Annotated in this window: 23 protein-coding genes; 21 read left to right on the plus strand and 2 right to left on the minus strand. The window is 52.8% G+C overall.

The features are described 5' to 3' along the window. Positions 1-4 precede the first annotated feature (4 nt). Positions 5-502, minus strand: coding sequence for a C40 family peptidase (locus ASE07_RS12320; RefSeq protein WP_082584108.1), 498 nt, complete (start codon positions 500-502; stop codon positions 5-7). A 545-nt stretch (positions 503-1,047) separates the two neighbouring features. Here ASE07_RS12320 and ASE07_RS12325 point away from each other — a divergent pair. The 8 genes from ASE07_RS12325 to ASE07_RS12360 are packed head-to-tail and all read left to right on the plus strand — an operon-like array spanning position 1,048 to position 9,298. Further along, positions 1,048-1,932 (plus strand): ABC transporter ATP-binding protein, encoded by an 885-nt coding sequence (locus tag ASE07_RS12325; protein WP_057291127.1) that lies wholly within the window; start codon positions 1,048-1,050, stop codon positions 1,930-1,932. Beyond that, complete coding sequence (locus ASE07_RS12330) at positions 1,932-2,813, plus strand: branched-chain amino acid ABC transporter permease (RefSeq protein WP_057291128.1); 882 nt, start codon at positions 1,932-1,934, stop codon at positions 2,811-2,813. Before ASE07_RS12325 ends, ASE07_RS12330 begins: the two co-directional genes overlap by 1 nt. Beyond that, a complete protein-coding gene (locus ASE07_RS12335) occupies positions 2,813-3,853 on the plus strand; it encodes a branched-chain amino acid ABC transporter permease (protein WP_057291129.1) in 1,041 nt (346 codons plus the stop codon). Before ASE07_RS12330 ends, ASE07_RS12335 begins: the two co-directional genes overlap by 1 nt. 23 nt (positions 3,854-3,876) lie before the next feature. Beyond that, positions 3,877-5,064 (plus strand): ABC transporter substrate-binding protein, encoded by a 1,188-nt coding sequence (locus ASE07_RS12340; protein WP_057291130.1) that lies wholly within the window; start codon positions 3,877-3,879, stop codon positions 5,062-5,064. Positions 5,065-5,097: 33 nt separating this feature from the next. Next, positions 5,098-5,889 carry an ABC transporter ATP-binding protein gene (locus tag ASE07_RS12345; RefSeq protein ID WP_156396576.1) on the plus strand — a complete coding sequence of 264 codons (792 nt, stop codon included), beginning with the start codon at positions 5,098-5,100 and terminating at the stop codon, positions 5,887-5,889. Between the two features lie 2 nt (positions 5,890-5,891). After that, on the plus strand, positions 5,892-7,703 hold the full coding sequence (locus ASE07_RS12350; RefSeq protein WP_057291132.1) for an AMP-dependent synthetase/ligase: 1,812 nt from the start codon (positions 5,892-5,894) through the stop codon (positions 7,701-7,703). Between the two features lie 26 nt (positions 7,704-7,729). Beyond that, positions 7,730-8,473: a TetR/AcrR family transcriptional regulator gene (locus ASE07_RS12355; protein WP_057291185.1), complete on the plus strand. Its 744-nt coding sequence runs from the start codon at positions 7,730-7,732 to the stop codon at positions 8,471-8,473. 39 nt (positions 8,474-8,512) lie between these two features. Then, positions 8,513-9,298, plus strand: coding sequence for an enoyl-CoA hydratase/isomerase family protein (locus ASE07_RS12360; RefSeq protein WP_057291133.1), 786 nt, complete (start codon positions 8,513-8,515; stop codon positions 9,296-9,298). Between the two features lie 69 nt (positions 9,299-9,367). Here ASE07_RS12360 and ASE07_RS12365 read toward each other — a convergent pair whose 3' ends face one another. Further along, positions 9,368-11,047 (minus strand): GGDEF domain-containing protein, encoded by a 1,680-nt coding sequence (locus tag ASE07_RS12365; RefSeq protein ID WP_057291134.1) that lies wholly within the window; start codon positions 11,045-11,047, stop codon positions 9,368-9,370. A 769-nt stretch (positions 11,048-11,816) separates the two neighbouring features. Here ASE07_RS12365 and ASE07_RS12370 point away from each other — a divergent pair. The 13 genes from ASE07_RS12370 (at position 11,817) to ASE07_RS12430 (ending at position 22,933) form a co-directional block, all read left to right on the plus strand. Next, entirely contained in the window at positions 11,817-12,431 is a 615-nt protein-coding gene (locus ASE07_RS12370) for an A24 family peptidase (RefSeq protein ID WP_156396568.1), read from the plus strand. Between the two features lie 31 nt (positions 12,432-12,462). Further along, positions 12,463-13,308 carry a Flp pilus assembly protein CpaB gene (gene cpaB / locus ASE07_RS12375; RefSeq protein WP_057291136.1) on the plus strand — a complete coding sequence of 282 codons (846 nt, stop codon included), beginning with the start codon at positions 12,463-12,465 and terminating at the stop codon, positions 13,306-13,308. A 20-nt stretch (positions 13,309-13,328) separates the two neighbouring features. Next, positions 13,329-14,852 carry a type II and III secretion system protein family protein gene (locus ASE07_RS12380; protein ID WP_235548447.1) on the plus strand — a complete coding sequence of 508 codons (1,524 nt, stop codon included), beginning with the start codon at positions 13,329-13,331 and terminating at the stop codon, positions 14,850-14,852. Between the two features lie 12 nt (positions 14,853-14,864). Continuing rightward, positions 14,865-15,134 carry a hypothetical protein gene (locus tag ASE07_RS12385; protein WP_057291137.1) on the plus strand — a complete coding sequence of 90 codons (270 nt, stop codon included), beginning with the start codon at positions 14,865-14,867 and terminating at the stop codon, positions 15,132-15,134. 179 nt (positions 15,135-15,313) lie between these two features. After that, entirely contained in the window at positions 15,314-15,526 is a 213-nt protein-coding gene (locus ASE07_RS12390) for a Flp family type IVb pilin (protein ID WP_057291138.1), read from the plus strand. 180 nt (positions 15,527-15,706) lie between these two features. Beyond that, complete coding sequence (locus ASE07_RS12395; RefSeq protein WP_057291139.1) at positions 15,707-15,916, plus strand: Flp family type IVb pilin; 210 nt, start codon at positions 15,707-15,709, stop codon at positions 15,914-15,916. Positions 15,917-16,290: 374 nt separating this feature from the next. Further along, on the plus strand, positions 16,291-17,556 hold the full coding sequence (locus ASE07_RS12400) for a TadE/TadG family type IV pilus assembly protein (protein WP_057291140.1): 1,266 nt from the start codon (positions 16,291-16,293) through the stop codon (positions 17,554-17,556). A gap of 8 nt (positions 17,557-17,564) precedes the next feature. Then, the gene (locus ASE07_RS12405) at positions 17,565-17,993 is read left to right on the plus strand and encodes a TadE/TadG family type IV pilus assembly protein (RefSeq protein ID WP_057291141.1); all 429 of its coding nucleotides are present in this window, start codon (positions 17,565-17,567) and stop codon (positions 17,991-17,993) included. Further along, positions 17,990-18,421 (plus strand): TadE/TadG family type IV pilus assembly protein, encoded by a 432-nt coding sequence (locus ASE07_RS12410; protein ID WP_057291142.1) that lies wholly within the window; start codon positions 17,990-17,992, stop codon positions 18,419-18,421. Before ASE07_RS12405 ends, ASE07_RS12410 begins: the two co-directional genes overlap by 4 nt. A gap of 16 nt (positions 18,422-18,437) precedes the next feature. Next, entirely contained in the window at positions 18,438-19,589 is a 1,152-nt protein-coding gene (locus tag ASE07_RS12415; RefSeq protein ID WP_057291143.1) for a nucleotide-binding protein, read from the plus strand. Between the two features lie 69 nt (positions 19,590-19,658). After that, positions 19,659-21,005: a CpaF family protein gene (locus ASE07_RS12420; RefSeq protein WP_057291144.1), complete on the plus strand. Its 1,347-nt coding sequence runs from the start codon at positions 19,659-19,661 to the stop codon at positions 21,003-21,005. An 8-nt stretch (positions 21,006-21,013) separates the two neighbouring features. Then, complete coding sequence (locus ASE07_RS12425) at positions 21,014-22,006, plus strand: type II secretion system F family protein (protein WP_057291145.1); 993 nt, start codon at positions 21,014-21,016, stop codon at positions 22,004-22,006. A gap of 15 nt (positions 22,007-22,021) precedes the next feature. Continuing rightward, positions 22,022-22,933: a type II secretion system F family protein gene (locus ASE07_RS12430; RefSeq protein WP_200960928.1), complete on the plus strand. Its 912-nt coding sequence runs from the start codon at positions 22,022-22,024 to the stop codon at positions 22,931-22,933. Positions 22,934-23,197: the final 264 nt, after the last annotated feature.

Raw genomic sequence — 23,197 nt, forward strand, 5'->3', positions numbered from 1 at the left:
TGCGTTAATCCAGAAGGGTCCGGGCCATCTCAAACCGCTCGGACCAATATCGATTGGTCAGCTTGTCTACCCGCACTCGGCCGCGGGCGTTAGGCGCATGAATGAACTCCCCTTTGCCAAGGTAAATTCCCACATGGGAAAACGGGCGACCCAAGGTATTGAAGAACACCAGGTCGCCAGCCCGAAGCTGGTCGAATCCCGTATCGCGCCCCTGGCGCGCAAGTGAAGCCGCATTTCCCGTCAGCGGCAGTCCGGCTGCCTCGCGGTACACGTAGGCGACCATCCCCGAGCAGTCCAGCCCCGCGTCCGGATTTTTTCCGCCAAAGCGATATCCGGTACGCAGGAGCATCAATGCGTACATGGCTACTTCCTGTGCGGCGGGCGAGGCTTGTCGTTCATTCTGAAATGTGTCGACGGTGACCCGCTCCTTCGAAATGTGCGGCGTGCTGCTGCAGCCGACGAGGCTGAGAAGGAGGAGGGCAACAGGAACGGTTCGTCTCATGCAGGTCCATGTAGGTTTTTGGCAGTCGAATGATATCAGGCGCCAGACTTATTCTCTTTTCCAGTGACACAGAACGTGAAAACAAGACCTTTATTAAAGTGCCTTTAATCTTAACGATTACTTCTTGATTATTTCTTGTAATTACCGCTCGAAAAAACGAGATCGCCTGCCTTCTCGAGGTAAACCGTCTTCGCTTCAATCGCCTTCGATACAGGGTTTGGCCACTTGTAATCAGCATTGCCTTTTCCAGGTGATTTGTTGGCTCGACGGTATGGCTGGCGTCAACGAGAAGGTTTGGTGTTACATCAAATTGCCATCGTTACTTGCAAGTAACGATGCGACGTTCTGCGTTGTATTTATTATCAACTTCGTAGAATTGCCGTCGGAAGGCATCAAAAGGGCGGGAATCAGCCTTATTTCTATCCATATGTGTCTTCGAGATAAATTTTTTGAGCTAGTTGCACGAGCAATTTCCTGTGCTAGTATTGTCAACGTTACTCGCGAGTAGATAAAAACAAAGGCGGGTGGCGCGGAATAAAAATCGAATGCACTGCACAAAAAAGGAGACAACCTTGCAGGCAATAGCGAGTCATTCCATTCTCGAGGTCCGTGGCGTCACGCTACAGTTCGGCGGCGTCAAGGCGCTCGACAATGTCACCTTCAGTGTTGCTGACGGTAGTATCACTTCCGTTATCGGACCGAACGGTGCGGGAAAAACGTCGGTTTTCAACACAATTTCGGGGTTTTACAAACCGACCTCCGGCGACATTTTTCTGCATCAGAAAAGCCTGTCCGGTATCGCCCCGCCGCGACGTGCTGCCCTTGGGCTCGCGCGCAGCTTTCAGAATATCGCCCTGTTTCGCGGAATGACGGTCCTCGACAACATCAAGCTGGGCCGTCATTGTCACCTGAAGACGGGTCCGCTTGCCGGGCTTTTTTTTACTCCTGGTGCGCGCCGGGAAGAAGAACAACTGCGGCAGGAAATCGAAGAGCGCATTATCGACTTCCTGGAAATTGACCATATCCGCAAGGCGCCGGTCAGCTCCTTATCATACGGTTTGCAGAAACGGGTCGAGCTGGCACGCGCGCTTGCCATGAAACCCAAGATCCTGCTTCTGGACGAACCGGTCGCGGGCATGAATCGCGAAGAGACCGAGGACATGGCGCGCTTCATCCTTGAAGTGCGCAGGGAGTGGGGGATCACGATCCTGATGGTCGAGCATGACATGGGTATGGTGATGGACCTGTCCGACCATGTGGTCGTGCTCAACTTCGGTCAGGTCATCGCGAGCGGCCTTCCCTCCGAAGTGCAAGCCAACCCGGAAGTTATCCGCGCCTACCTGGGATCCGGCGATATTCAAGCGCTGCGCGCGCAATACAAGAACGCCGCGACGCGGACAGCACGAAACGGGATGAGGAGCGCCGCCTGATGTTCGACTGGCTGTTTTTCCTGGAGATATCGCTGGCGGGTCTTGGCACCGGCGGACTGTATGCCCTGACTGGTCTGGCTTTCGTCATCATCTACAAAGCGACACGCGTCGTGAATCTGGCAATTGGCGATATGCTGATGGCCGGTGCGTATTTGTTCTTTGCCTTCTCCGTCGGTGCGGGGCTGCCGTTGTGGATTGCCATACCGGCAGCGCTGCTGGCCATGGGCGTGCTTGGTATGGCAGTAGAGCGCGTAGTGATACGCCCCATGCTGGGGGAATCCCCGATTGCGTCCTTCATGGTGACAGTCGGCCTGTCATCGATATTAGTGGGCCTCGTGGAACTGATCTGGACCGCTGATCAGCGCCGGCTTCCGGAATTTATTCCTTCCACACCGATACGAATAGGCGAGGCATTTCTGGCGCCGAAGATTTTCTATGGGTTCTGGGTTGCGGTTGCCTTGATCGCCATCGTCCTGGTGACCTTCCGATACTGGCGTGGTGGTGTGGCCTTGCGTGCCACCGCATCGGATCAGGCGGCGGCGTATTCAATGGGAATCAATGTGCCGCGTGTCTTTTCTCTTGCATGGAGCTTCGCAGCCGTCATTGCCGGAGTGGCAGGCATCGTCGTCGGTGCGATTGGCGGCCTATCGTCCTCCATGGGCGTGTTCGGGCTATCGGTGCTGGTGGTGGTGATTTTCGGCGGCCTGGACAGCGTTGCCGGCGCGCTGGTCGCCGGTCTTGTCATCGGTCTGGTAGAGGCATGGGCAGGGGCGTATCTGGGCGGCGAATACAAGTTGCTGGCGACATTCATCCTGCTGGTGGTCATCCTGTTGATACGTCCGTACGGACTGTTTGGCACTCATGAGATAGAGAGGCTGTAATGCGTATTGGCTCCGCCAAGGAAAGCTACGCCGATGACGAGTCCTTATTCGACAGCGCAACTCAGCGCGCATGGTTCGCGGTACTGCTCGTCACACTGGCCGCATTTCCTTTCATTGCCGGTGAATACTGGTTGTACCTGGCGTGTCTGGTGGCGATCAATATCGCGAGTACGACAGGACTTAATCTGCTGACCGGCTATACCGGCCTGGTTAGCCTCGGGCAGGCCGCTTTCATGGGGCTCGGTGCCTATACGGTTGCCATACTGCAGATCCGCTTCGGTTCTCCCTTCCTGATCAATTTACTCGCCGGCGGCATCGTGGCAATGATTGGCGGCATCTTCGTCGGCTTGCCATCGCTACGCGTGAAGGGTCTTTACCTTGCGATCGCCACCATCGCGGCTGGCTTCATTTCGCATTTTGCATTCTCCCATTGGGCAAGTTTGACCGGCGGCACAGGCGGCTTGGCTGTACCGCCCGCGCAATTGTTCGGGCTAGCGCTCGACACTTCCTTCCGGTTGTATTGGGTCATCATGCCGATCACCATACTGATGTTGTTCGGTGCGGCCAATCTGTTCCGTACGCGTATCGGACGCGCCTTCATTGCCATTCGCGACCGCGATATTTCAGCGGGTGTGCTTGGCATTCCTCTGTTGCGCTACAAGTTGATGTCTTTTGCCTTGTCCTCCTTTTACGCCGGTGTGGCAGGCGGCATGTTTGCGTACTTCTTCCGGATCGTTACACCGGAAAGTTTTCCCCTGATCATGTCGATCTTCTTTCTGGCCGCTGTCATCGTCGGCGGCATGGGCACCATACGTGGCGGCATCTTTGGCGCAGTGTTCATGACCATGGTGCCCGAATTGCTCAAGCTGGTAGTCGGCTGGCTGCCGCTGACCAGTAACGCGACGCTGATACTTTCACCGGTCCGTACTGTCGTATTCGGCCTGCTGATTGTGCTGTTCCTGATCTTCGAGCCGCACGGCCTGGCCGAGATATGGCGCCGTGTTCGCCGCACTTTTCACCTATGGCCATTCCGGACATAGGACATAACAAGAGGAGACGACAGATGTTTGGCAATCAATGGAAGAAGTGGCTTGCGACACTCGCCGCAGCCGGCACTCTCGGCCTTGCCGGCAATGCATCGGCACAGCAAAACGCACAGCAAAACGATATCGTCCTGGGTGGCTCCATTCCCATGACCGGTGTGTTTGCCTTCGCCGGTATCGGCATTGACGCTGGTATCAAGGATTACCTCAAAATCGTCAACGATGCGGGCGGTATCAAAGGCCGCAAGGTGTTGTACGTGCCCGAGGATACGGGCTACAAGGTTGACGCCTCGATGGCGGCCTTCAAAAAAATCACCAGCCAGCACAAGGTCAATCTTTATTACGCCGATTCGACCGGTTTTTCCAAAACGGTCAATCCCGAACTGGAGCGTGCCGGATCGATGCTGATGACCGGTGCGTCGTTTGCGAAAGAACTCAACGATCCGCAGAAATATCCGCTGCAGTTTATGGTTGGACCCGACTATACGGAAATGGTCGGCATTCTGCTGAATTACATCGCCAAAACCAAACCGGGCGCAAAGATTGCGCTGGTGTATTCCGATACGGAGTTCGGCCGTGACCCGGTAGAGGGAACGCGTGCCGCCGCCAAAAAGCTGAACCTGAATCTCGTCAGCGAAATCGTGACTCCTCCAAGCAGTGTTGATGTGAGCGCCGAAGTGATCAAGCTCAGGCGTGCCGACCCCGACTATACGATTTTCCATGGCTACGTCCTGGCACCCATTCCTGAATTTATCAATCAGGCCAAGGCGATGGGGATGAAATCCGCTTTCATGGGCACATTCTGGACCATGGACAATTCCACTGTGATGCGTATGGGCGACGCTGCTGACGGCTTCATGGGTGTGATGCCATATCGGTATTACTACGATACCGAAGGCAAGTCACCGATGCTGGAAAAAATCCGGCAAATGCGTCCCGAATACCAGAGCACTGCTTACACACAAGGATTCCTGGCGGCGATGCTTATGACGGAAGCGGTCAAGCGCACGCTTGATGCAGGAAAACCGCTCGACGGAAAAAACCTGAAAGCAGCGTTGAATTCGATTCAGAACTTCGACACTGGCGGTCTCATCGGGACGCCGATTTCCATCAAGGGAAATTCCATTCCGGTGGGGCGCATCTACAAGGCAGACATGAAGCAAAAGAAAATGCTGCCGGCATCCGACTGGATCACACTGAGCCAGTAAGGAACCGACGTGAGCGATAGTGAGAGCGAAGGCATGGTCCTCGAGGTGAATAACATCGAGGTCGTCTACAACAAATCTGTGCAAGTCTTGCGCGGCCTGTCGCTCGCGGTCCCGCGCGGCCAGATTGTGGCGCTGCTAGGCAGCAATGGCGCTGGTAAGTCGACCATGCTGAAGGCGATTTCCAATCTGCTGCCATTGGATGACGGCGCTGTGACGCGGGGTGAAGTCCGTTTCCAGGGTCATGCGGCAACCAGCAAGGCGCCGCATGAACTGGTGCGTGCCGGCCTGTTTCATGTGATGGAGGGGCGACGTGTATTTGAAGACCTGAGCGTGGAAGACAATCTTGTCGCCGCCAGCTATGCGCTGGCAGATGGAAAGAAGCCCGACTTCAATCTGGTGTACGAGTATTTTCCCAGGCTTTATGAACGACGGAGCGGTCTCGCCGGTTATCTTTCCGGCGGCGAGCAACAGATGCTGGCAATTGGCAGGGCACTCGTCGCTGAACCGGTCCTGATGCTGCTCGATGAGCCTTCCCTGGGCTTGTCGCCTGTCATGGTCGAGGCTATCTTTACCATCATTGCACGCATCAATGCGGAGCGGGGCGTATCGATGCTTCTGGTGGAGCAGAACGCGTCGGTGGCTCTGGCCGTGGCAGATTACGGCTATATCATGGAAACTGGCAAGGTCGTGACTGACGGAAGCGCTGAAAAGCTGGCGTCGGATCCCGACGTACGCGAATTTTATCTGGGCGTCGGCAGTGAAGGGGCAAACAAGGGTTTCCGCGAACTCAAACATTACAAGCGTCGCAAGCGCTGGCTGTCCTGAACATGGAACCAATCGTCTATACCAAAACCCAGCCGCAAATGTTGCGCGAACAGGCAAGGCTGCATCCCCACAGCGTTGCAATACGGCAGAAGGAATTCGGCATCTGGCGCCCGCTCACCTGGGCCGCCTACTACCGGCGAGCCCGCCATGTGGGACTGGGCTATCGCGCAATGGGCCTGCAACCGGGCGCCCACATCGCCGTGATTTCGGAAAATCGCACGGAATGGGTACTTGGCCAGCTTGGTGCTGCGGTAGCGGGGCTTGTGACAGTCGGTGTTTATCCTACTAGCCCGGTCAACGAAATTGCTTACGTTCTTCATCACTCGGATGCGCAGCTTGTCATTTGCGAAGATCAGGAGCAAGCCGACAAAGTGCTTGATGCCATCGATCAGCTTCCACATCTCAAAAAGATTATTGTCATTGAAAAAAAGGGCTTCCTCGATATCCAGTCCAGGGACACGGAAAAGGTAATTACTTTTTCCGACCTCGAAACAATCGGTGCGGAATATGAGCGGACACGCCCTGATCTTATTGATGTTTGCCTCGATAGCCAGACCATGGAGGACACAGCGCTCATCATCTATACATCAGGTTCGACCGGCAAGCCCAAGGGCGCCATGATCAGCTATGCCAATATCGCCGCCATGGCCCCGGGTGTCATTGAGCGTCTTGCGCTTCAGTCCGACACCACGCATCTTTCCTACTTGCCGCTCTGCCATGTTGCAGAACAGATGCTCACAGCGTTCGTTCCGCTTTATCTTGGGTCGCGTGTCGATTTCGGCGAATCGATCCGGACGGTTCAGGAGGACCTGCGTGAAGTCGCACCCAGCATGTTTCTCGGTGTGCCGCGTATCTGGGAAAAGCTCCACTCGGCCATCTCGATCAAGATGCAGGAGTCGGGAGCATTGCAGCGGTATCTATTCGCGAGTGCCATGCGACGTTGCCAGCCGTTTTCCGAAAAGGCGGCGCACCAGCGCAGTGTCGTCGAGCGCCTTACTTTTTTCATCTACTACCTGTTGATTTTTCGTGCCCTGCAAAACTTTATTGGTCTGCGACGCGCACGTATTGCGCTGACCGGCGCAGCGCCGATAGCACCTGCCATTGTGCAATTCTTTCGTACCATGGGTGTTCCCCTCATCGAGGTGTACGGAATGACAGAGTCGAGCGGTATGGTGCTGGGCCAGAAGGCTGATTCAGTGCGCATCGGCAACGTCGGTGTGCCGACCGTAGGCGTCGAATACCGGTTGTCCGACGTAGGCGAACTACAGATACGCGGGCCCATGGTCTTCAAGGGCTACTACAAGAATCCCGAGGCTACTTCTGCGTCGATCGTGGATGGTTGGCTGCATACCGGCGATGTGGTAAGCGAGCAGGGCGGTGTATTGAAGATAGTCGACCGTCTCAAGGACATCATGATTACGGCCGGCGGCAAGAACCTGACGCCATCTGAAATCGAGAATACGATGAAAGCCAGCCGCTTCATCAAGGAATGCATCGTTATCGCCGATGGGCGCAAGTACGTTTCCGCGTTAATCCAGATTGACTACGATGCGGTTGCCCAGTGGGCCGAGGCACGGAATATTCCCTTTACCCACTTCCGCTCGCTGACCGAATCGCCCGAAGTGCGCGACCTGATCCAGGCCGAGATCGATAGTGGCAATGCGCGTCTCGCGCAGGTGTCACACATTCGCAAGTTTCATTTGTTGACCAAGGAACTTGACCATGACGATGGCGAAGTCACGGCGACCATGAAGGTGCGGCGCGCAAGTATCTATAAGACTTATAACGCAGAGATTGAAGGAATGTATTCCTGAACCCCTCTGCTCACCGAAACACATTGATGACCTCAAGGAAAGCGCCGGCTTCAACGACGGCAACACCATCGGAAACGTCAACGGCTTCCCCATGGAAGAAAACCCGTGACGTCGCGAAGGAACGCGAGGAAAAGCGAGACGCGGTACTGCGGACAGCGGCACAGATGTTTAATGAAAAGGGATTTCATGCAACCTCGCTGGATGAAGTGGCCGAGCGTCTGCACATAACAAAACCAACGCTTTATTACTATGTGAAGAATAAGGACGATATCCTGTTCCAGTGCGTCAGTCGTGGACTGGCGCTGCTTCAGGATGCGATTCGCGTGGTCGGACAGTCGGGCGGTACTGCCGAAGACAAGTTGTATGCGGCAATGCGGCAGTATGCGGAAATCGTCACGATGGATTTTGGCATGTGCGTGATCCGTGTCGGCGAGGATCCCTTGCCACTGGAAAGCCGCAAAAAACTGCGCAGCATGAAGGGAGCGATCGACACGGAGTTTCGGCAGTTGATCGAACAAGGTATTGCCGAAGGCACAATGGCGCCATGCGATCCAAAAATGGCGGCGTTCACCATTGCCGGCGCGCTGAGCTGGATAGGGCGTTGGTATTCGCCTGACGGGCCGATGCATCCGGATGACATCGCTACCCAGGTAATCAACTTGCTGTCGTTTGGAATTTCCCGCCGTCGCGCGGAAGAGCGTAGTGCGGTCGTTCGTCCGGCCGCATCGGCACCCGCGCGCAAACGTCCGAGGAAAGCCGGCACAATCTGAATCGGTAAAATCGGCACAACTTCACTCTGGAGCACTCCCATGATGGATTCAGGCAAACCAGTATTAATGAAGCGAGAAGGCGACGTTGCCTATATCGTATTGAATCGGCCCTACGCTTATAACGCGCTGGACGTCGCGACTGCCACGGCATTTCATGACTGCTGCACCGGCATTGCGGCTGATACAAGCATCCGCGCGGTCGTAATCAAAGGGGAGGGCAAGTCTTTCGGCGTGGGAGGGGATCTTGCCGCATTGCGCGCCGACCCTCCGGCGATTGCCATGGCCCTGATCGAGCCTCTGCATGCCTCGATCAAAATCCTCACCTCCATGGACGCGCCGGTAATCGCCAGTCTGCACGGCAACGTCGCTGGCGGCAGCATGAGCTTGGCAATGGCCTGTGATCTGGCGATTGCTGCTGACAGCGCGCGGTTCAATCTTGCCTATATCAACGTGGCTGCCAGCTGCGATTTATCTGGATCGTGGCATTTGCCGAGGCTCGTAGGCCTGCGTAACGCGATGGCAATCGCCGTGCTGGGTGACACGTTTGACGCGTCCGAGGCGCATCGCCTCGGATTGGTGAATCAGGTGGTACCTGCCGCGGATCTGGAGTCGGCTACTGCTGCGCTTGCTGAACGGCTCACCAAAGGGCCGACGCTGGCAATCGGGAGGATGAAGCGCTTGATGCGACAGTCATTCGACAACACGCTTGCCACGCAGCTTGATGCTGAACGAGACAACTTTCGCGACAGTACCGGGACGCAGGATTTTCGTGAAGGACTGGATGCGTTCTTCTCTAAACGCCCTGCGCGGTTTCAAGGGAAATAGGGTATTGAAGCAAAGCAGAACAATGCAGAATCATTATTACATAGGTGATCGGCATGTTGATTAGTCAAGCTACGCGTCTGCACCCATAGAGGGTTGTTCCTGCGCACCCGAGGCGCGGATGTTATCCATGAAGAAGAGGCCTTCTTTACCTTTGCGCTTGGCCTGATACATTGCGATATCGGCCTGGGCGATTAAATAGGATGATGTGATAGCAGATCCTGCGTGGGTCGCAATGCCGATGGACATGCCAAGCTTGAAAATTTCCCCGCCGATCTCGAACGGCTCACTGATGGCGCTCAGGCATTGCTGCGCGATTAAGTTCGCCGCGGCGCTCGCATCGCTTAGCCCCGTAGCCAAGATCACAAATTCGTCACCTCCCAAGCGCGCCACTGTATCGATCCGGCGGCGCCCCTCCGTCAACCGGCGCGCAACTTCGCACAGTACCGCATCGCCCGTAGTATGGCCGTAATTGTCGTTAATTCCCTTAAAGTCATCCAGATCGCAAAACAGCAATGCGATCTGCGATCCGTCACGGTGCATGGCTCCCAACGCTAACTCCAGGCGCTCTTCCAACATCGTCCGATTATATAATCCGGTTAGCGAATCATGATGCGCCAGGAACTTCAGACGTTCCTCGGTGGCCTCGCGGGCTGATTCTTCGGCGCGCAGTCTATGTACGAGAAAATTAAAACCGTGTAGCAGTTGACCGACTTCGTCGTCGCGCACCACCGGCAAGGGCGTGAGCCTTATTTTTCCGTCTGCCATGCCACGTATCGCCCGCGCGGCATCAGTGAGAGGGCGCAGGATACGAGGTAGAGCAATGAGCAACATCGTCATGATTAAAACGAGAAAAATTACGCTCGTTTTGAACATGAACTTGCGCAATTCTTCAACAGGGCGAAATGCCTCCTTCGTCGGCATGCGTGCAACCATGAACCAGCCTGTGCTAGGTACCGTCACAATCGCTGACAGTTCCTCCGTGCCTTTGGCATTTATCGTGATGCCGGTACCCCGATAGCCGGCCATTGCACGATCATGCAGGTGATTCACACCCGTAGGCGGCGTTGGCGTCAAAATCATCGTCGGATCGCTTGATGCGATAAACAAATGATCTGCCGGTGAAATCAACAGAAATCCACCGGTTGCTCCCAATTGGGATTCTTGCATCAGATCTAAAAATCCTGGTGTATTGAGTCGTGCCACGCCTGCCAGCACCGCCACCACGCTTCCGCCAGTATCGCGTACCGGTGCCGCGAAAATGATAATCGGGTCGCCGCTTGCGCGGCCGCGCGTTGGCCGTCCAATGACTGGTTTGCTGCTCCGTAGTGCGGCCAGAAACCAGTCTGATGTTGCATAGTCGAGCTCGCTACGACCGGTAACGCGTGGATATTCCGCATAGAGGCCACGCCCGTCCGGACGTACCACGATCAGACCGCCGTTAAACAGAGGATTGATTTGCTGCCTATCCTTGATCCAATTTTGTAATGCGTCGGGTTGAGACGCTAATTTCGCGGGAAATTCAGTTGCAAATTGGTTGATTAATTCCAGGCGTGACGTAATGCTGTGGTCTATATCCTGGGCTATATAAGATGCAATAGACAATTGTTGTGTGGCGACCAGCTCTTGCACGTTTGCGTGAAACATCGGCAGTGCGATGAAGAAGCGCACAATGACACCAATTATGACAAGCCCGACGCCAAGCGCCACAAGCCGAAACTTCATGCTATGAATGCAAATTTTCAGTTGCATTGACTATTCGCTTTTAGCTGTCATACGCCTTTGCACCGCCGGTACCAGAATAATTCATATACTACCATCTGAATAATTGATAAGTACGCATCAAATTCACAGCGTGCCGCCAACGACTATCGACCAATTCCCCATACGAGAGCGCTTTAGCCTTGACTGTACCGCCAATGCCCGCTGCCGTCGTTTCGGATAATCAGCTTCGGATATGTCAGTACCATTTCAAGAAGGCTTAACTGCGTAAACTTCCTCGGTGAAAAGCTTGGCTCCGTACCATGCATATATGGTCACAAAGTACCCGGGCCTACCCATCCATCAGCTGCAACCGACACGAGTAGCGAAGTCGCTGCATTGATGGCGTTGGCCTTTTTGTACTTTGCGTACTTCAGTGCTGGACGGCCCGGTCAGTCCGGCGTCTGAGCCCCCGAACCCCGGTAATGATCGCTACCTCGTGCTTTCTTTCGAAAGGCATAGGCATAAGACGCATAAAAAGCGACTTACAGAGTTTGATCATCATCATGGCATGAGTGACCAAGTTTAACTTGCATCAAGTTATTTTTGGTTTACGGAAAATGCAAGACAGTTAACAAAAAAAACAGTTCCGCGTGACTCAATAAAGTTTGTGGTTACTCAATAACCATGACATGCGGCAGTTATTTAATGATCAACAACTAAATGCCATTTAATCAATAAAAACTTTAACGATAAATGGCTTAACCGCTACCAACGTCGCTCGGGTAAGTGTGCGAAAGCGTGGCATAGGGAGAAAATATTGCAAACCGATTCTGGTATTTCCGCAATTCTCACTTCGCTGTCTGTATGCATAGACCTCCTAGTCATGCTCGGTACCGAACCACGCATGGTCGCATTATTTAGTCTGCTGCTTTGCGCTGGCGTTATCGACTACCGTACACACAAAATTCCTAACTGGCTCACGTTAAGCGGTACTGCCGTTGCGCTTATCTATGCTGCTTTTGTTCCTTTCACCCCGGTCCACGGTTTTATATGGGCATTAGGAGGAATGACAATCGGCTTCGTCCTGTTGGTTCCGTTTTATGTGCTGAAGGTGATGGGAGCGGGCGACGTGAAGCTGATGGCAATGACTGGCGCATTTTTGGGCGCGAGCGACGCATTCAACGCTGTGATTGCTACCTTCATTGTCGGTGGCATCGCATCCATTTTTTTCGCGGCGTATCACCGAGTTTTTGGCCGAATGATAAGCAATGTAAAAGCCGTTACCGAGCTCATGCTGATATCGGCCGCAACCGGCGTCAAAGCTGGTAGCCCTACCCAGGTGGTCCAGTCGGTAGGGAAGTTGCCTTACGGCGTAAGCATCGGAATAGGCACCACTGGCTATGTCATAGCAACACAGCTTGGCATTATTTGAAACACTTCACAACATCAACTCAAGGCAGAACATGAAAAACATCAAGGCAATAGGGTTGTTGTTCCTTGCAGTTATCGCGGGTCTTACGGCAGCGGTATACGCAGCGGGATGGGTATCGCATCAGGGAAACATCGCTTCGAATAAAGTGGTAGTGGCGGCTGTCGATATCCAGCTTGGCACCAAAATTAATCAACAGATGCTTGCGACGATAGACTGGCCCAGCGGATCCATGCCCTCCGGATCGTTCACTGAAATTAAAGATCTGCAGGACCGAGTACCGAAAGTCAGCGTGCTACGTGGCGAACCTATTCTAGATGGAAAACTGGCGCCGATAGGAACACGTGGCGGCTTATCCGCTGTCATCGCCGATGGAAAGCGCGCCATGACCGTGCGCGTTAATGATGTAGTCGGTGTCGCGGGCTTTGCTCTCCCGGGTAATTATGTTGACGTCATGCTGAATACGCAGCGCGATAAGGACGGCCGATCCGAAGAAAGCAAACAGATTAGCAAAGTAGTGCTCGAGCAGGTGCTCGTTCTAGCAGTTGCGCAGGAATCCGGCCGTGACGATACCACGCCAAAGGTAGTCAGCGCCGTCACGTTGGAGCTAAGTCCGGAAGACGCCGAAAAACTTGATCTTGCTCGCAGCGTCGGCACGCTATCTCTCGTTCTGCGCAACCAGGTAGACAAGGCGCCTATCTCCACGGCAGGTGTGACTAAGAAGCAGCTCTTTGGCGAGAAAGAAATACGTCCGACCACAGTCGCCTTGACCATCAAGCCGACTCCACCAAAGCCTGCTCCAGTGAAAAAGCAACATCCAACACAGTGCGTCGAGGTTATCCAAAACGGCACACATTCACTCAACTGCTTCCAACAATAAAACAACCAGGAGCATTCCTCGTGCGCAAATGTTATATACAGACCGCCGTAGTTATCGCACTGGCTTCCACCGGCCAGACATTCGCTGCCAGTCAAACGCCATCAAGTAATACATCTGCAGGAGGATTGAAGCCATGTTCATCTGTCGCCGTCGATCCGCCAACATACGTTACTTTGGGAAAATCAACAGTCGTGAAGCTTAGTTTTCCTGCTGCACGCATGGTCGTCGGAGGTCAGTCCACCAGTCGCACGGTTTCTCCAGCAACACCGATAAACAAGGAGGAAAAGCCCGCTCTACCACCAGGCCCCCAGACAACTTCCGATGGCGTCGCCGACGTAGACATCACCCTTCTCAGTCCAACTGACTTATTCTTCCTTGGCAAGAAATCGGGGTCCATGAATCTTGTTTTGCAAGGAACGGACGGACGCTGTTCTATCAAGGATGTCATCGTAACGCTTGACCCAAACACCTTGCAAGCCAAGCTGACCGAACTTATGCCAGAAGAAACCGGTATCAAAGTGCGAGGCGCTGAAAACGCCGTAGTCCTAACCGGGTTAGTCAGCGACGTCGTCAAGCTCGATCAGATCATCAATCTCGCGACATCCTATGGCGACGGGAAGAAGGTCGTCAACATGCTGCGCGTCTCTGATCCGCAGCAGGTCATGTTGGAAGTGAAGATCGCGGAAGTAAGCAAAAGCCTATTAGATCGGTTCGGATTGGACTTCAGTAGACTCGCCACGTCGGCTGACGGTTCCAAGTCAAAAATCATTTCCGGAATTGTTGGCGGTGGACCAGCGGTCTTTGAGCGATATCGGCCGGGACTGACCTTTGATCTCGAACGATCGGTTCCCTTCGATGCACGGGTTACCGGTGTCAATCAGGCGTCTCTGTTTGGGATGGACGCAGAAAAGAAAGACGGTTTGGTACGCGTACTCGCCGAACCAAACATCATGGCAATCAGCGGCCAGCAGGCCAGCTTCCTCTCAGGAGGAAAGATCTTCATCCCCGTTGCGCAGAACAACATGGGTGGGGGCACGACCATTACGCTTGAAGAGAAAGAGTTCGGCGTAGGTTTAAAATTTACTCCGACAGTCCTGGACCGTTCCCGCGTAAATCTGAAATTGACATCAGAAGTTTCCGAACTTTCTCAAACGGGGTCTCCCTTTACTACGATCAACGGTGCGACGTCTATCCTCCCATCAATGGCTACGCGCCGCGCAGATACAACTGTGCAGCTAGGTGACGGACAAAGCTTTGTCGTCGCAGGACTTATTCGCAATAACGTTTCGGAGACCATCAGTCGTTTCCCCGGGGTGGGAGAGGTGCCGATTCTGGGCGCACTTTTCCGGTCAACCGAGTTCCAGAACGATAAAACAGAGTTGGTCTTCGTCGTGACGCCGCGATTGGTAAAGCCGATTACTACGGACGTCGTTCTGCCAACTGATAACCACATCGTGCCAAATCGGGCCGAAGTTCTATTCCTGGGAAAAGCTGAAGGCGCGACCAAAGAAACGACGTCTGAGCCAAGTCCCCCGACCAAGTAACCGGAGATAGATATGAAAAGTTCTGTAGCAGTATTCTGCATCGGCATATTGGGCGCCTGTTCGACCACACCCAATTACGATGCCAGATTCGGGGACGCTGTACGGCAATCGCGATTCCAAATGACGATTAACCCCGATGCTGGGAAAACTCTTGATTCGATTGCGGGTATGGATGGCAAATCCGCCAAGGAGGCGGTTGGCCGTTATCAGGGAAGCTTCAAAGAACCCCCGCCGGTAACAAATGTAATCAACATCGGCGGCAGCCTTGGAAGCGGAAAGTAGCTATAGAAGATGCGCATTTGACCTGCGGATCCAAGTCATAAAACCCATTGCATTCCCGCTGCCAGTATCGGTATGTACCTGCTTGTTGTTCGTAGTAGCTGTTCGTAGTAGTTGTTCGTAATGTAGTACCACTTAATAGTAAAAACGTCCATTTACAACCTATGCCGAAGGAATCACAAATGACCAAATTTCTCTCAGCGTTCACCAAATCAATACACAATTTTTGTAGGGATGATGACGGCGCTCAAGTTGTCGAGTATGCGCTTATTATCGCGGTCGTTTCAATTGCCCTGGTATTGGCGCTTCAAGGCCTAACCGCCAACGGGGGCGGTTTCGCGACCTTCATAACACGCGTCACAACTTGCTTGACCGGTACAGCAGCTTGCGTTTGATTGCATGTTGAGGTTCTTTGTATGACTGGCCTTGGAACTTCCAGCCGTACTAATTGGGAAAGATATCTCTAGCCAGTATTCGGCCTTGCCGATTTTGAGCAGCATCGCAGTAGTAGTTCGTTAGGTAGCAACGTGTCATGTCAGTAAACATCCATTCACCACTTATGCCAAGGGAAGAAAATGAACCAACTGATCACAGCATTTAACAACTTCATCCGATCCTTCGCCCGAGACGAAGAAGGCGCGCAAGTTGTCGAGTATGCGCTAATTATCGCCGTCGTCTCAATTGCCCTCGTAATTGCGTTGCGTGCCTTAACGACCGGCGGTGGATTTGCGGCTTTTATTACCCGAGTTACCACTTGCTTGACAGGCACTGCAGCTTGCGTGTGATCGAACTGGTCGATCGCAGATAACAAAGTTTGGGAGGCTACTACGGTCTCCTAAACTGCGTTAGCTGTATGGGTAAAAAGGTATCCCTGGTTATTGCGGTTTATGAGGAGCGAATTCGTTTTTCAGCGGTGAACTTATCTGCTTCTACACTTGACGGCAGGTTAACAAGCAATACCCGCAAATGCGAACTCACATTCACTGTTTTAGTTAGTCACTATGTCAGGCGATGTAGTCATCAATGGCAGCAATATGCAACCAATGATGCACTTTGGTCTATGGAACCAGTTGTTTGACATTGATGCCGCTTACTAGATTCTGTTGCTACACAGGGTGCCGGAATGCCCGGCTTGTTACGTCCACTCTAAGGTACCGTTATGAGTAAGGTAGATCGCAACCAACGAGGTGCTGTTCTTGTTACCTCCATCTTGGTCGTGCTTTTCCTAATGGGATTCATGGGCATCGCGTTGGACTTTGGCCGACTGTTTATCGTGAAAACCGAGCTGCAGACTGCAGTGGATAGTTGCGCGCTGGCTGCGGCCCACGAGCTTGATAAAAAGTCTGACTCGTTGACTAGAGCACGCAGCAGCGGTACCACGGCCGGAAATTTGAATCGTGTTGACCTGCAATCCATTAATTGGAGAAACCGCGGCCAGATTGTTGACGCCGATATCACATTTAAAAACGCAAACTATGTCGATACAACTGATCCAGCGGTAGCTATCTATGCGCAGTGCCGACATACCCATGCTGGGGTACCAATGTGGCTTCTGCAAGCGTTGGGGGCATTCTCCGGCGCATCCGCGACTTTCCCAGGCACACAAAACGTTTTTGCATCGGCCGTAGCAACAAGGGCCAGCGCCCAGACGACCTGCCCTGTACCTGTCGCCCTGAAACCGAGGCCTGGTGGGACGGCGCCGAACTATGGATTTGTGGTTGGTGACTGGATCACGCTCATCATGGCTCAAAATGCAGCAGCGGGAGGCCAAATCGGCTGGGCAAACTTGGACGGCTCCAATAGCGCATCCCAGACCGTAGCAGAAATGGAGGGATCTTGCGGCACTGAAGTCGGCGATACGCTAGGCACACCTGGCGTACAAGCATCTGTTGCCGACGTATGGAATTTTCGATTTGGAATATACAAAAATAGCAGTGAGCCTAGCATACATCGGCCCGACATGACCGGCTACGCTTACACTTCTACCAATTGGCCAAGTGGGCGTAACGCATACGACGGACCAGTCCCTCCCGGAGCACATTCTTCCGCGGAAAATTTTGTCACAAAGCGGCTTTCTTTTGCTTCTTGCGCCGATACCGGTACGAGAGTACGTGGTGCAAATAGCTGTGAATCCATTACCGGCTTAAGCCTGAATAGTTTCCAGAGCCTTGCCGCTCCAGGCAATGTGCCCGGCGGGCATCGCGAGTATGGCAGCAATCGCCGACTTGTGGTTGTCCCCGTCGTTAACGATGCAATGGGAGTCGTTGATTATGCATGCATGTTCTTGTTGCAACCGCTCAGTATCCCAATGACCGACGTACAGCTTGAGTACAGAGGAAATGCGGGAGATGCAAACAGTCCTTGCACCACCAGCGGCTTGCCCGGTGGGTCGGCTGGTCCTCTGGTTCCAGTGTTAGTCCAATGAGGTACGCCATGAAAAGAAATGAACAGGGGGCAGCCGTGATAGAGCTTGCTTTGATACTACCCGTACTCTTGCTCTTAACGTTTATCGTGACTGAATTTGGACGGGCCGTATATCAGTACAACTCCATTGCCAAATCGGTCCGGGACGCCGTGCGTTATCTTGCAGTCCAAACCCCGGGCACGCACATTGCAGAAGCACGCAGCCTAATTGTCTACGGAAATACTGCAGGCGTTGGGACGCCGCTTGCTCCCGGCCTCACGTTAGCCCACGTGGCTACTCCCACTTGGCAGGCAGCGGGCGCTACCCCAGCGATCAATACCGTCACCATTACCGTGACAGGCTACACGTTCCAGTCCCTATTCGGCAGCGCGTTCGGCGTTAATCTCGGAAACTTTAATTACAGTGATATCAGTGCAACCATGCGAGCCCCATCATGAATGTCCGTCAATCTGGTGCGACGATCATCGAGTTTTCTCTTTCTCTAACGATCTTCCTTACCTTCTTGTTAGGCATAACAGATTTTAGCCGGATGCTATTTACCTGGAGTGCGGCCAATGAAGCAGCACGAATGGGGGCAAGATACGCCGTAGTTTGTGATAACACATTCAACCGAGACGCAGTACTAGCAAAGATGCAGCGCTTACTGCCGCAAATTGCGAGTATTGATGTCGTTTGGGAACCGGCGGGTTGTAATGCATCCAACTGCGCGGGTGTAACGGTCAACATTACTAATATCGACTATCAGTGGATATCGCCGATTGCGGGATTATCAAGAATGGCGCCAATCAGCATGCCAAGATTTTCCACCTACCTTCCCAGGGAAATGATGGGACAGGATCCAAATAACGCAACAATCTGTTCTTAATAACCAGGATAGAAAAATGAAAATCGTATTGATTTCCACGAATAAAAATAACATAGATGAAGCGAACAAGATAGCCCAAACGGGATCGCACACGCTAGTGGCCATCGACGGAGGTTTTTCCTCAGTGCGTACTATCGCTGAACAGGAACAACCCGACCTGCTGCTGATAGATGACGCCGGTACCGGCACCAATGCTTTTGATCAAATTGAATACATTGCAATGCAGCGTCCGAACACAGCCATCGTTTTGATCTCGTCCAACCACACGCGCGACTTCTTATTGGATGCTATGCGTGCTGGGGTGCGCGAAGTACTACTTTCACCGGTTTCTGCACATTCACTCGAAGTAGCGATCAATCGCGTCGCGGCAAAACTACCTGGTGGCCATAACATGGCGTTAGGTAAAGTTCTTGCCTTCATGTCGTGCAAGGGAGGGAGTGGCGCCACATTTCTTGCCACCAATCTTGGTTATCAGTTAGGGGAAGATCGCAAAGTGCTTCTGATTGATCTCAATCTTCAATTTGGCGACGCCCTTTCATTTTTGTATGACGGCAAGCCTGCTTCCACACTGGCCAGCATTGCACGTGATATCCGTCGTCTGGATGGATCGTTTCTTGCAGCAAGTAGCGTTCGAATCACGGAAAATTACAGTATTCTCGCTGCGCCAGAAGACCTGTCAGAAGCCGTCGATATAAAGCCGGCGCATATCGACGCCATCCTTAACCTCGCGGTTACACAGTACGAATTTGTATTGCTCGATGTAGGTCGCACCGTCGACCCGGTGTCCATCAAGGCTCTCGATCACGCATACCGCATTTTTCCAGTGCTGCAAGCTGGGTTGCCGTATCTTCGTAACGCAAAAAAGTTGCTGAACACTTTCAAAGCATTGGGCTATCCCGACGAAAAGGCGGAGCTTATAGTCAACCGTTTTGACAAGCGCGGCGATATTGGCATTGATGATATCCGTCGGCTTGTCGGCTCGACACGACTGCATATGGTCCCCAATTCGTATAGGGACGTGAATACTTCGATTAATCAGGGCAACCCATTAATTAAGACGGCAAGCAGTAACACGGTTTCACGAATTCTGTCGGACCTTACTGCCGCGTTGAACCCGCGCCAGGAAGCATCACGTGGCTTTTTTGGCCGAATTCTCAAGCGTGCATGACGTGGTAATCGGTGCCGCATGCCCTCGTCATTTTCCTTCTAACAGGCTTATCTACGGAGTACGCACACAATGTCATTTCGAGAAAAACTAAATGCGAGCGCCACCGAACAAGACTTACGAACTGAATCAAGGGCGCCTAGGGACGCATACCAGGCATTGAAGAGCCGCATTCATCTGAAGATGCTGGATAAATTTGATTTGTCAGCCTTGGAGACTCTTCCTCCGCAGGCATTACGCCAGGAGATCGCTGGGTTGGCAGAACGCCTACTTCAGGAAGAGCAAGCGCCGATCAACGACACTGAGCGCCACCTGCTTGTTCGTGATATTCAGCATGAAATGCTTGGATTTGGGCCGTTGGAATTGCTAATGGCGGACCCTGAGGTTTCAGACATTCTAATCAACTCCTATAACCGCGTATATGTCGAACGTAAGGGGAAACTGGAACTGACGCAAGTTGCGTTCACCGACGAAAAGCATCTATTGCGGATTATTGACAAGATCGTGTCGCTGGTCGGTCGCCGGATCGACGAGTCCAGTCCGATGGTGGATGCTCGCTTACCAGATGGCTCACGTGTTAACGCCGTGATTCCTCCCATAGCGCTCGATGGTCCAATGATGTCCATCCGCCGGTTTGCCCACATTCCGCTCAAGATGGACAATTTGGTTGAAGACCTCAAGAGCCTGACGCCGGAAATGGCCCGCATGCTCGAAGGGCTATGCAAGGCAAAGATCAACATTTTGATCTCTGGCGGTACTGGCGCAGGAAAAACCACTTTACTCAATATTTTATCCGGCTTCATCCCAGAATCGGAACGTATAGTCACTATTGAAGATGCAGCGGAACTGCAACTGCAACAGCCGCACGTCGTGCGCCTGGAAACGCGCCCAATGAATATCGAGGGGACCGGTGAAATCACCCAGCGCGCGCTTGTGCGAAATGCACTCCGCATGCGCCCAGACCGAATAGTCATCGGTGAGGTACGTGGCGCCGAAGCAGTCGACATGCTGCAAGCCATGAATACCGGTCATGAAGGTTCACTGACAACTATCCATGCAAATACGCCCCGGGATGCATTGGCGCGTTTGGAAAATATGATTGGCATGGCAAATCTCAACTTGCCGCACCGAGCTGCGCGGCAGCAGATTGCTTCCGCAATTACCGTCGTTCTCCAAGCGCTCCGCCTTCCAGACGGAAAGCGAAAAATCACGAGCATCCAGGAGATCACTGGTATGGAAGGCGATATGATCACTATGCAAGAAATCTTTTCATTTAAACAAACTGGAATAAGCGGCGACGGTACGGTCGAAGGCTATTTCCAGGCAACGGGAATCCGTCCAAAATTTACTGAACGGCTGCGGTCCTTTGGTGTTGCGCTGTCAGAGGCGATGTTCGACCCAACAAGAAACTACCAATAAGGGACCTTATGTCACAATCAATTGAAAGCAATTCGGCCCTAATCATTTCGCTATTAGTATTTCTAACGGTCGTTTTACTGCTGGAAGGTCTATACCTCCTATGGAGGAATTACAGAGGGCCGAGGGCTAAAAAAATCGAAATGCGACTGAATGCATTGTCCGCCTCATCGAAACGCGTACAGTCGTCGTCAATATTAAAACAACAGACGCTTAGCGACGTACCAGCCCTCGAGCGGTTTCTATCTTCGATGCCACGAGCGCTCGGATTGCAAGGATTTATTGATCAGTCAGGATTGCAATGGACCGTTTCTCGGTTATTGCTCTCCTGTGCCGCGACCGGGATCTTTGCTTATTTGGCGGTCACTGCGTTCGCGCACCAAGCGATGCTTACTGCCACACTGATTTCGATCTTCGTTTCCGCTATGCCGTTTCTTTATGTGTATGCTAAACGTAGCTCTCGTCTAAAAAAGCTTGAACAACAGCTCCCCGACGCAATCGATCTCATCATCCGAGCACTGCGCGCCGGGCATGCATTTTCTTCGGGTTTGCAGATGATCGGCGAAGAAATGTCTGAGCCGATTGCAGGCGAGTTCAGAATTGTCCATGATGAGATTAGTTTTGGTGTCTCACTGCAGCATGCACTGGCAGGCTTAAGCAAAAGAGTACCAATCACTGACCTGCGCTACTTTGTCGTGGCGGTGCTGATCCAGCGAGAGTCTGGCGGCAATCTTACCGAGGTCCTTGGAAACCTGAGCCGGCTGATCCGTGACCGGTTGAAGCTGTTTGCCAAAGTACGTGTTTTATCTTCCGAAGGGCGGCTATCGGCGTGGGTGCTTGGAGTGATGCCATTCGTTTTGGCGGCCGTAATGAACCTCGTGAATCCGGACTTTATGTCTCTGTTATGGACCGATCCAATTGGAACCGCCATCATCAAGTATATGCTGACGCTGATGGTCATCGGGGTTCTGATACTACGGAATATCATCAAAATTCGGGTATAACAAGGGGCAAGCATCATGATACTACCGGCATTGATTTTTATTGCAGTAACGCTGGGATTGGCCGGCATCTTTCTGCTAGTTACGCCGACGAAAACTCAACAGCGAATACGTACGTTGGCAGAACCGGTGAAACATGCGAACTGGATTGAAAATGCGGCCAATGTCGTAAAACCTTTTGCCAGGCTTTCGACCCCCGAAGACAATTGGGAGAAGTCGCTGCTCAGAATTAGGTTTATCAATGCCGGCATTCGGCACCCGGATGCACGGATAGTCTATTTCGGAATCAAAACATTATTGCCCGTATTATTCGCCGCGGTTGCCTACATCGCAGTCCGGGCGATCCCTCAACTCGATGGGCTGATGCTCGCTATGTGGTTAATGTTATCGGCACTTCTTGGCTGTTATCTTCCAAACTTGTATCTCTACTTGCGGATAAAGAACCGCAAGCGCGAGATTTTTGAAAACTTTGCAGATGCAGCTGATCTTATGCTCGTATGTGTGGAAGCAGGTCTAGGTTTAGATGCGGCGCTCACCAAAGTGGCAGACGAAATGAATGCAAAGTCTGTTGCATTAGCAGAAGAAATTCATCTCACCAATCTCGAGATGCGGGCTGGCGGTTCCCGTGAAAAGTCACTGCGCAATCTGGCGCTCCGTACCGGTATCGAGGAGGTCAGTACATTTGCAACGATGCTTACGCAGGCCGACAAGTTCGGTACCAGTATCGGTGAATCACTTCGAGTCTTCTCGGACGATCTACGTCACAAACGGCAAACACGTGCTGAAGAGCTCGCTGCAAAAATCCCAACGAAAATGCTGTTCCCACTCGTTGTGTGCATTTTCCCGTCAATAATTATGGTAATCATGGGGCCTGCAGCTATCCAAGTTGTCAGGACTATATTGCCGATGATCGGCAAAGGGTCCGTTTGAAAACGATTCTCCTCGTACACTATGAGGAACTGAAACAGGAGTTCGAACAGGGCGTTATGAAGGACATAGCTAGTGTGGTTTCCATCGTCCTGCATCGCGGCATTTGGCTGCTTATGGCTTTACGCTTGCGCAACGGTGTCGTCAAAAAAAGGGCAAGGGAGGGCCGGCTGCCTTGCTTAGCCAAAAGTTACCGCCCATGCGTGCCAGTGAGCGCGTAACGTCATGTCCCTGACGCCATCCGATCGCTGCGTTTATTCGTGACGG

Source organism: Noviherbaspirillum sp. Root189, assembly GCF_001428545.1.
In the GTDB taxonomy this organism is placed as follows: Bacteria; Pseudomonadota; Gammaproteobacteria; order Burkholderiales; family Burkholderiaceae_D; genus Noviherbaspirillum.

What these genes read in the sequence shown, in the direction of transcription:
- ASE07_RS12320 (WP_082584108.1), bottom strand. Translation starts at nt 502, where the DNA reads ATGAGACGAACCGTTCCTGTTGCCCTCCTCCTTCTCAGCCTCGTCGGC.
- ASE07_RS12325 (WP_057291127.1), top strand. Translation starts at nt 1,048, where the DNA reads ATGCACTGCACAAAAAAGGAGACAACCTTGCAGGCAATAGCGAGTCAT.
- ASE07_RS12330 (WP_057291128.1), top strand. Translation starts at nt 1,932, where the DNA reads ATGTTCGACTGGCTGTTTTTCCTGGAGATATCGCTGGCGGGTCTTGGC.
- ASE07_RS12335 (WP_057291129.1), top strand. Translation starts at nt 2,813, where the DNA reads ATGCGTATTGGCTCCGCCAAGGAAAGCTACGCCGATGACGAGTCCTTA.
- ASE07_RS12340 (WP_057291130.1), top strand. Translation starts at nt 3,877, where the DNA reads ATGTTTGGCAATCAATGGAAGAAGTGGCTTGCGACACTCGCCGCAGCC.
- ASE07_RS12345 (WP_156396576.1), top strand. Translation starts at nt 5,098, where the DNA reads ATGGTCCTCGAGGTGAATAACATCGAGGTCGTCTACAACAAATCTGTG.
- ASE07_RS12350 (WP_057291132.1), top strand. Translation starts at nt 5,892, where the DNA reads ATGGAACCAATCGTCTATACCAAAACCCAGCCGCAAATGTTGCGCGAA.
- ASE07_RS12355 (WP_057291185.1), top strand. Translation starts at nt 7,730, where the DNA reads ATGACCTCAAGGAAAGCGCCGGCTTCAACGACGGCAACACCATCGGAA.
- ASE07_RS12360 (WP_057291133.1), top strand. Translation starts at nt 8,513, where the DNA reads ATGATGGATTCAGGCAAACCAGTATTAATGAAGCGAGAAGGCGACGTT.
- ASE07_RS12365 (WP_057291134.1), bottom strand. Translation starts at nt 11,047, where the DNA reads ATGCAACTGAAAATTTGCATTCATAGCATGAAGTTTCGGCTTGTGGCG.
- cpaB (WP_057291136.1), top strand. Translation starts at nt 12,463, where the DNA reads ATGAAAAACATCAAGGCAATAGGGTTGTTGTTCCTTGCAGTTATCGCG.
- ASE07_RS12385 (WP_057291137.1), top strand. Translation starts at nt 14,865, where the DNA reads ATGAAAAGTTCTGTAGCAGTATTCTGCATCGGCATATTGGGCGCCTGT.
- ASE07_RS12390 (WP_057291138.1), top strand. Translation starts at nt 15,314, where the DNA reads ATGACCAAATTTCTCTCAGCGTTCACCAAATCAATACACAATTTTTGT.
- ASE07_RS12395 (WP_057291139.1), top strand. Translation starts at nt 15,707, where the DNA reads ATGAACCAACTGATCACAGCATTTAACAACTTCATCCGATCCTTCGCC.
- ASE07_RS12400 (WP_057291140.1), top strand. Translation starts at nt 16,291, where the DNA reads ATGAGTAAGGTAGATCGCAACCAACGAGGTGCTGTTCTTGTTACCTCC.
- ASE07_RS12405 (WP_057291141.1), top strand. Translation starts at nt 17,565, where the DNA reads ATGAAAAGAAATGAACAGGGGGCAGCCGTGATAGAGCTTGCTTTGATA.
- ASE07_RS12410 (WP_057291142.1), top strand. Translation starts at nt 17,990, where the DNA reads ATGAATGTCCGTCAATCTGGTGCGACGATCATCGAGTTTTCTCTTTCT.
- ASE07_RS12415 (WP_057291143.1), top strand. Translation starts at nt 18,438, where the DNA reads ATGAAAATCGTATTGATTTCCACGAATAAAAATAACATAGATGAAGCG.
- ASE07_RS12420 (WP_057291144.1), top strand. Translation starts at nt 19,659, where the DNA reads ATGTCATTTCGAGAAAAACTAAATGCGAGCGCCACCGAACAAGACTTA.
- ASE07_RS12425 (WP_057291145.1), top strand. Translation starts at nt 21,014, where the DNA reads ATGTCACAATCAATTGAAAGCAATTCGGCCCTAATCATTTCGCTATTA.
- ASE07_RS12430 (WP_200960928.1), top strand. Translation starts at nt 22,022, where the DNA reads ATGATACTACCGGCATTGATTTTTATTGCAGTAACGCTGGGATTGGCC.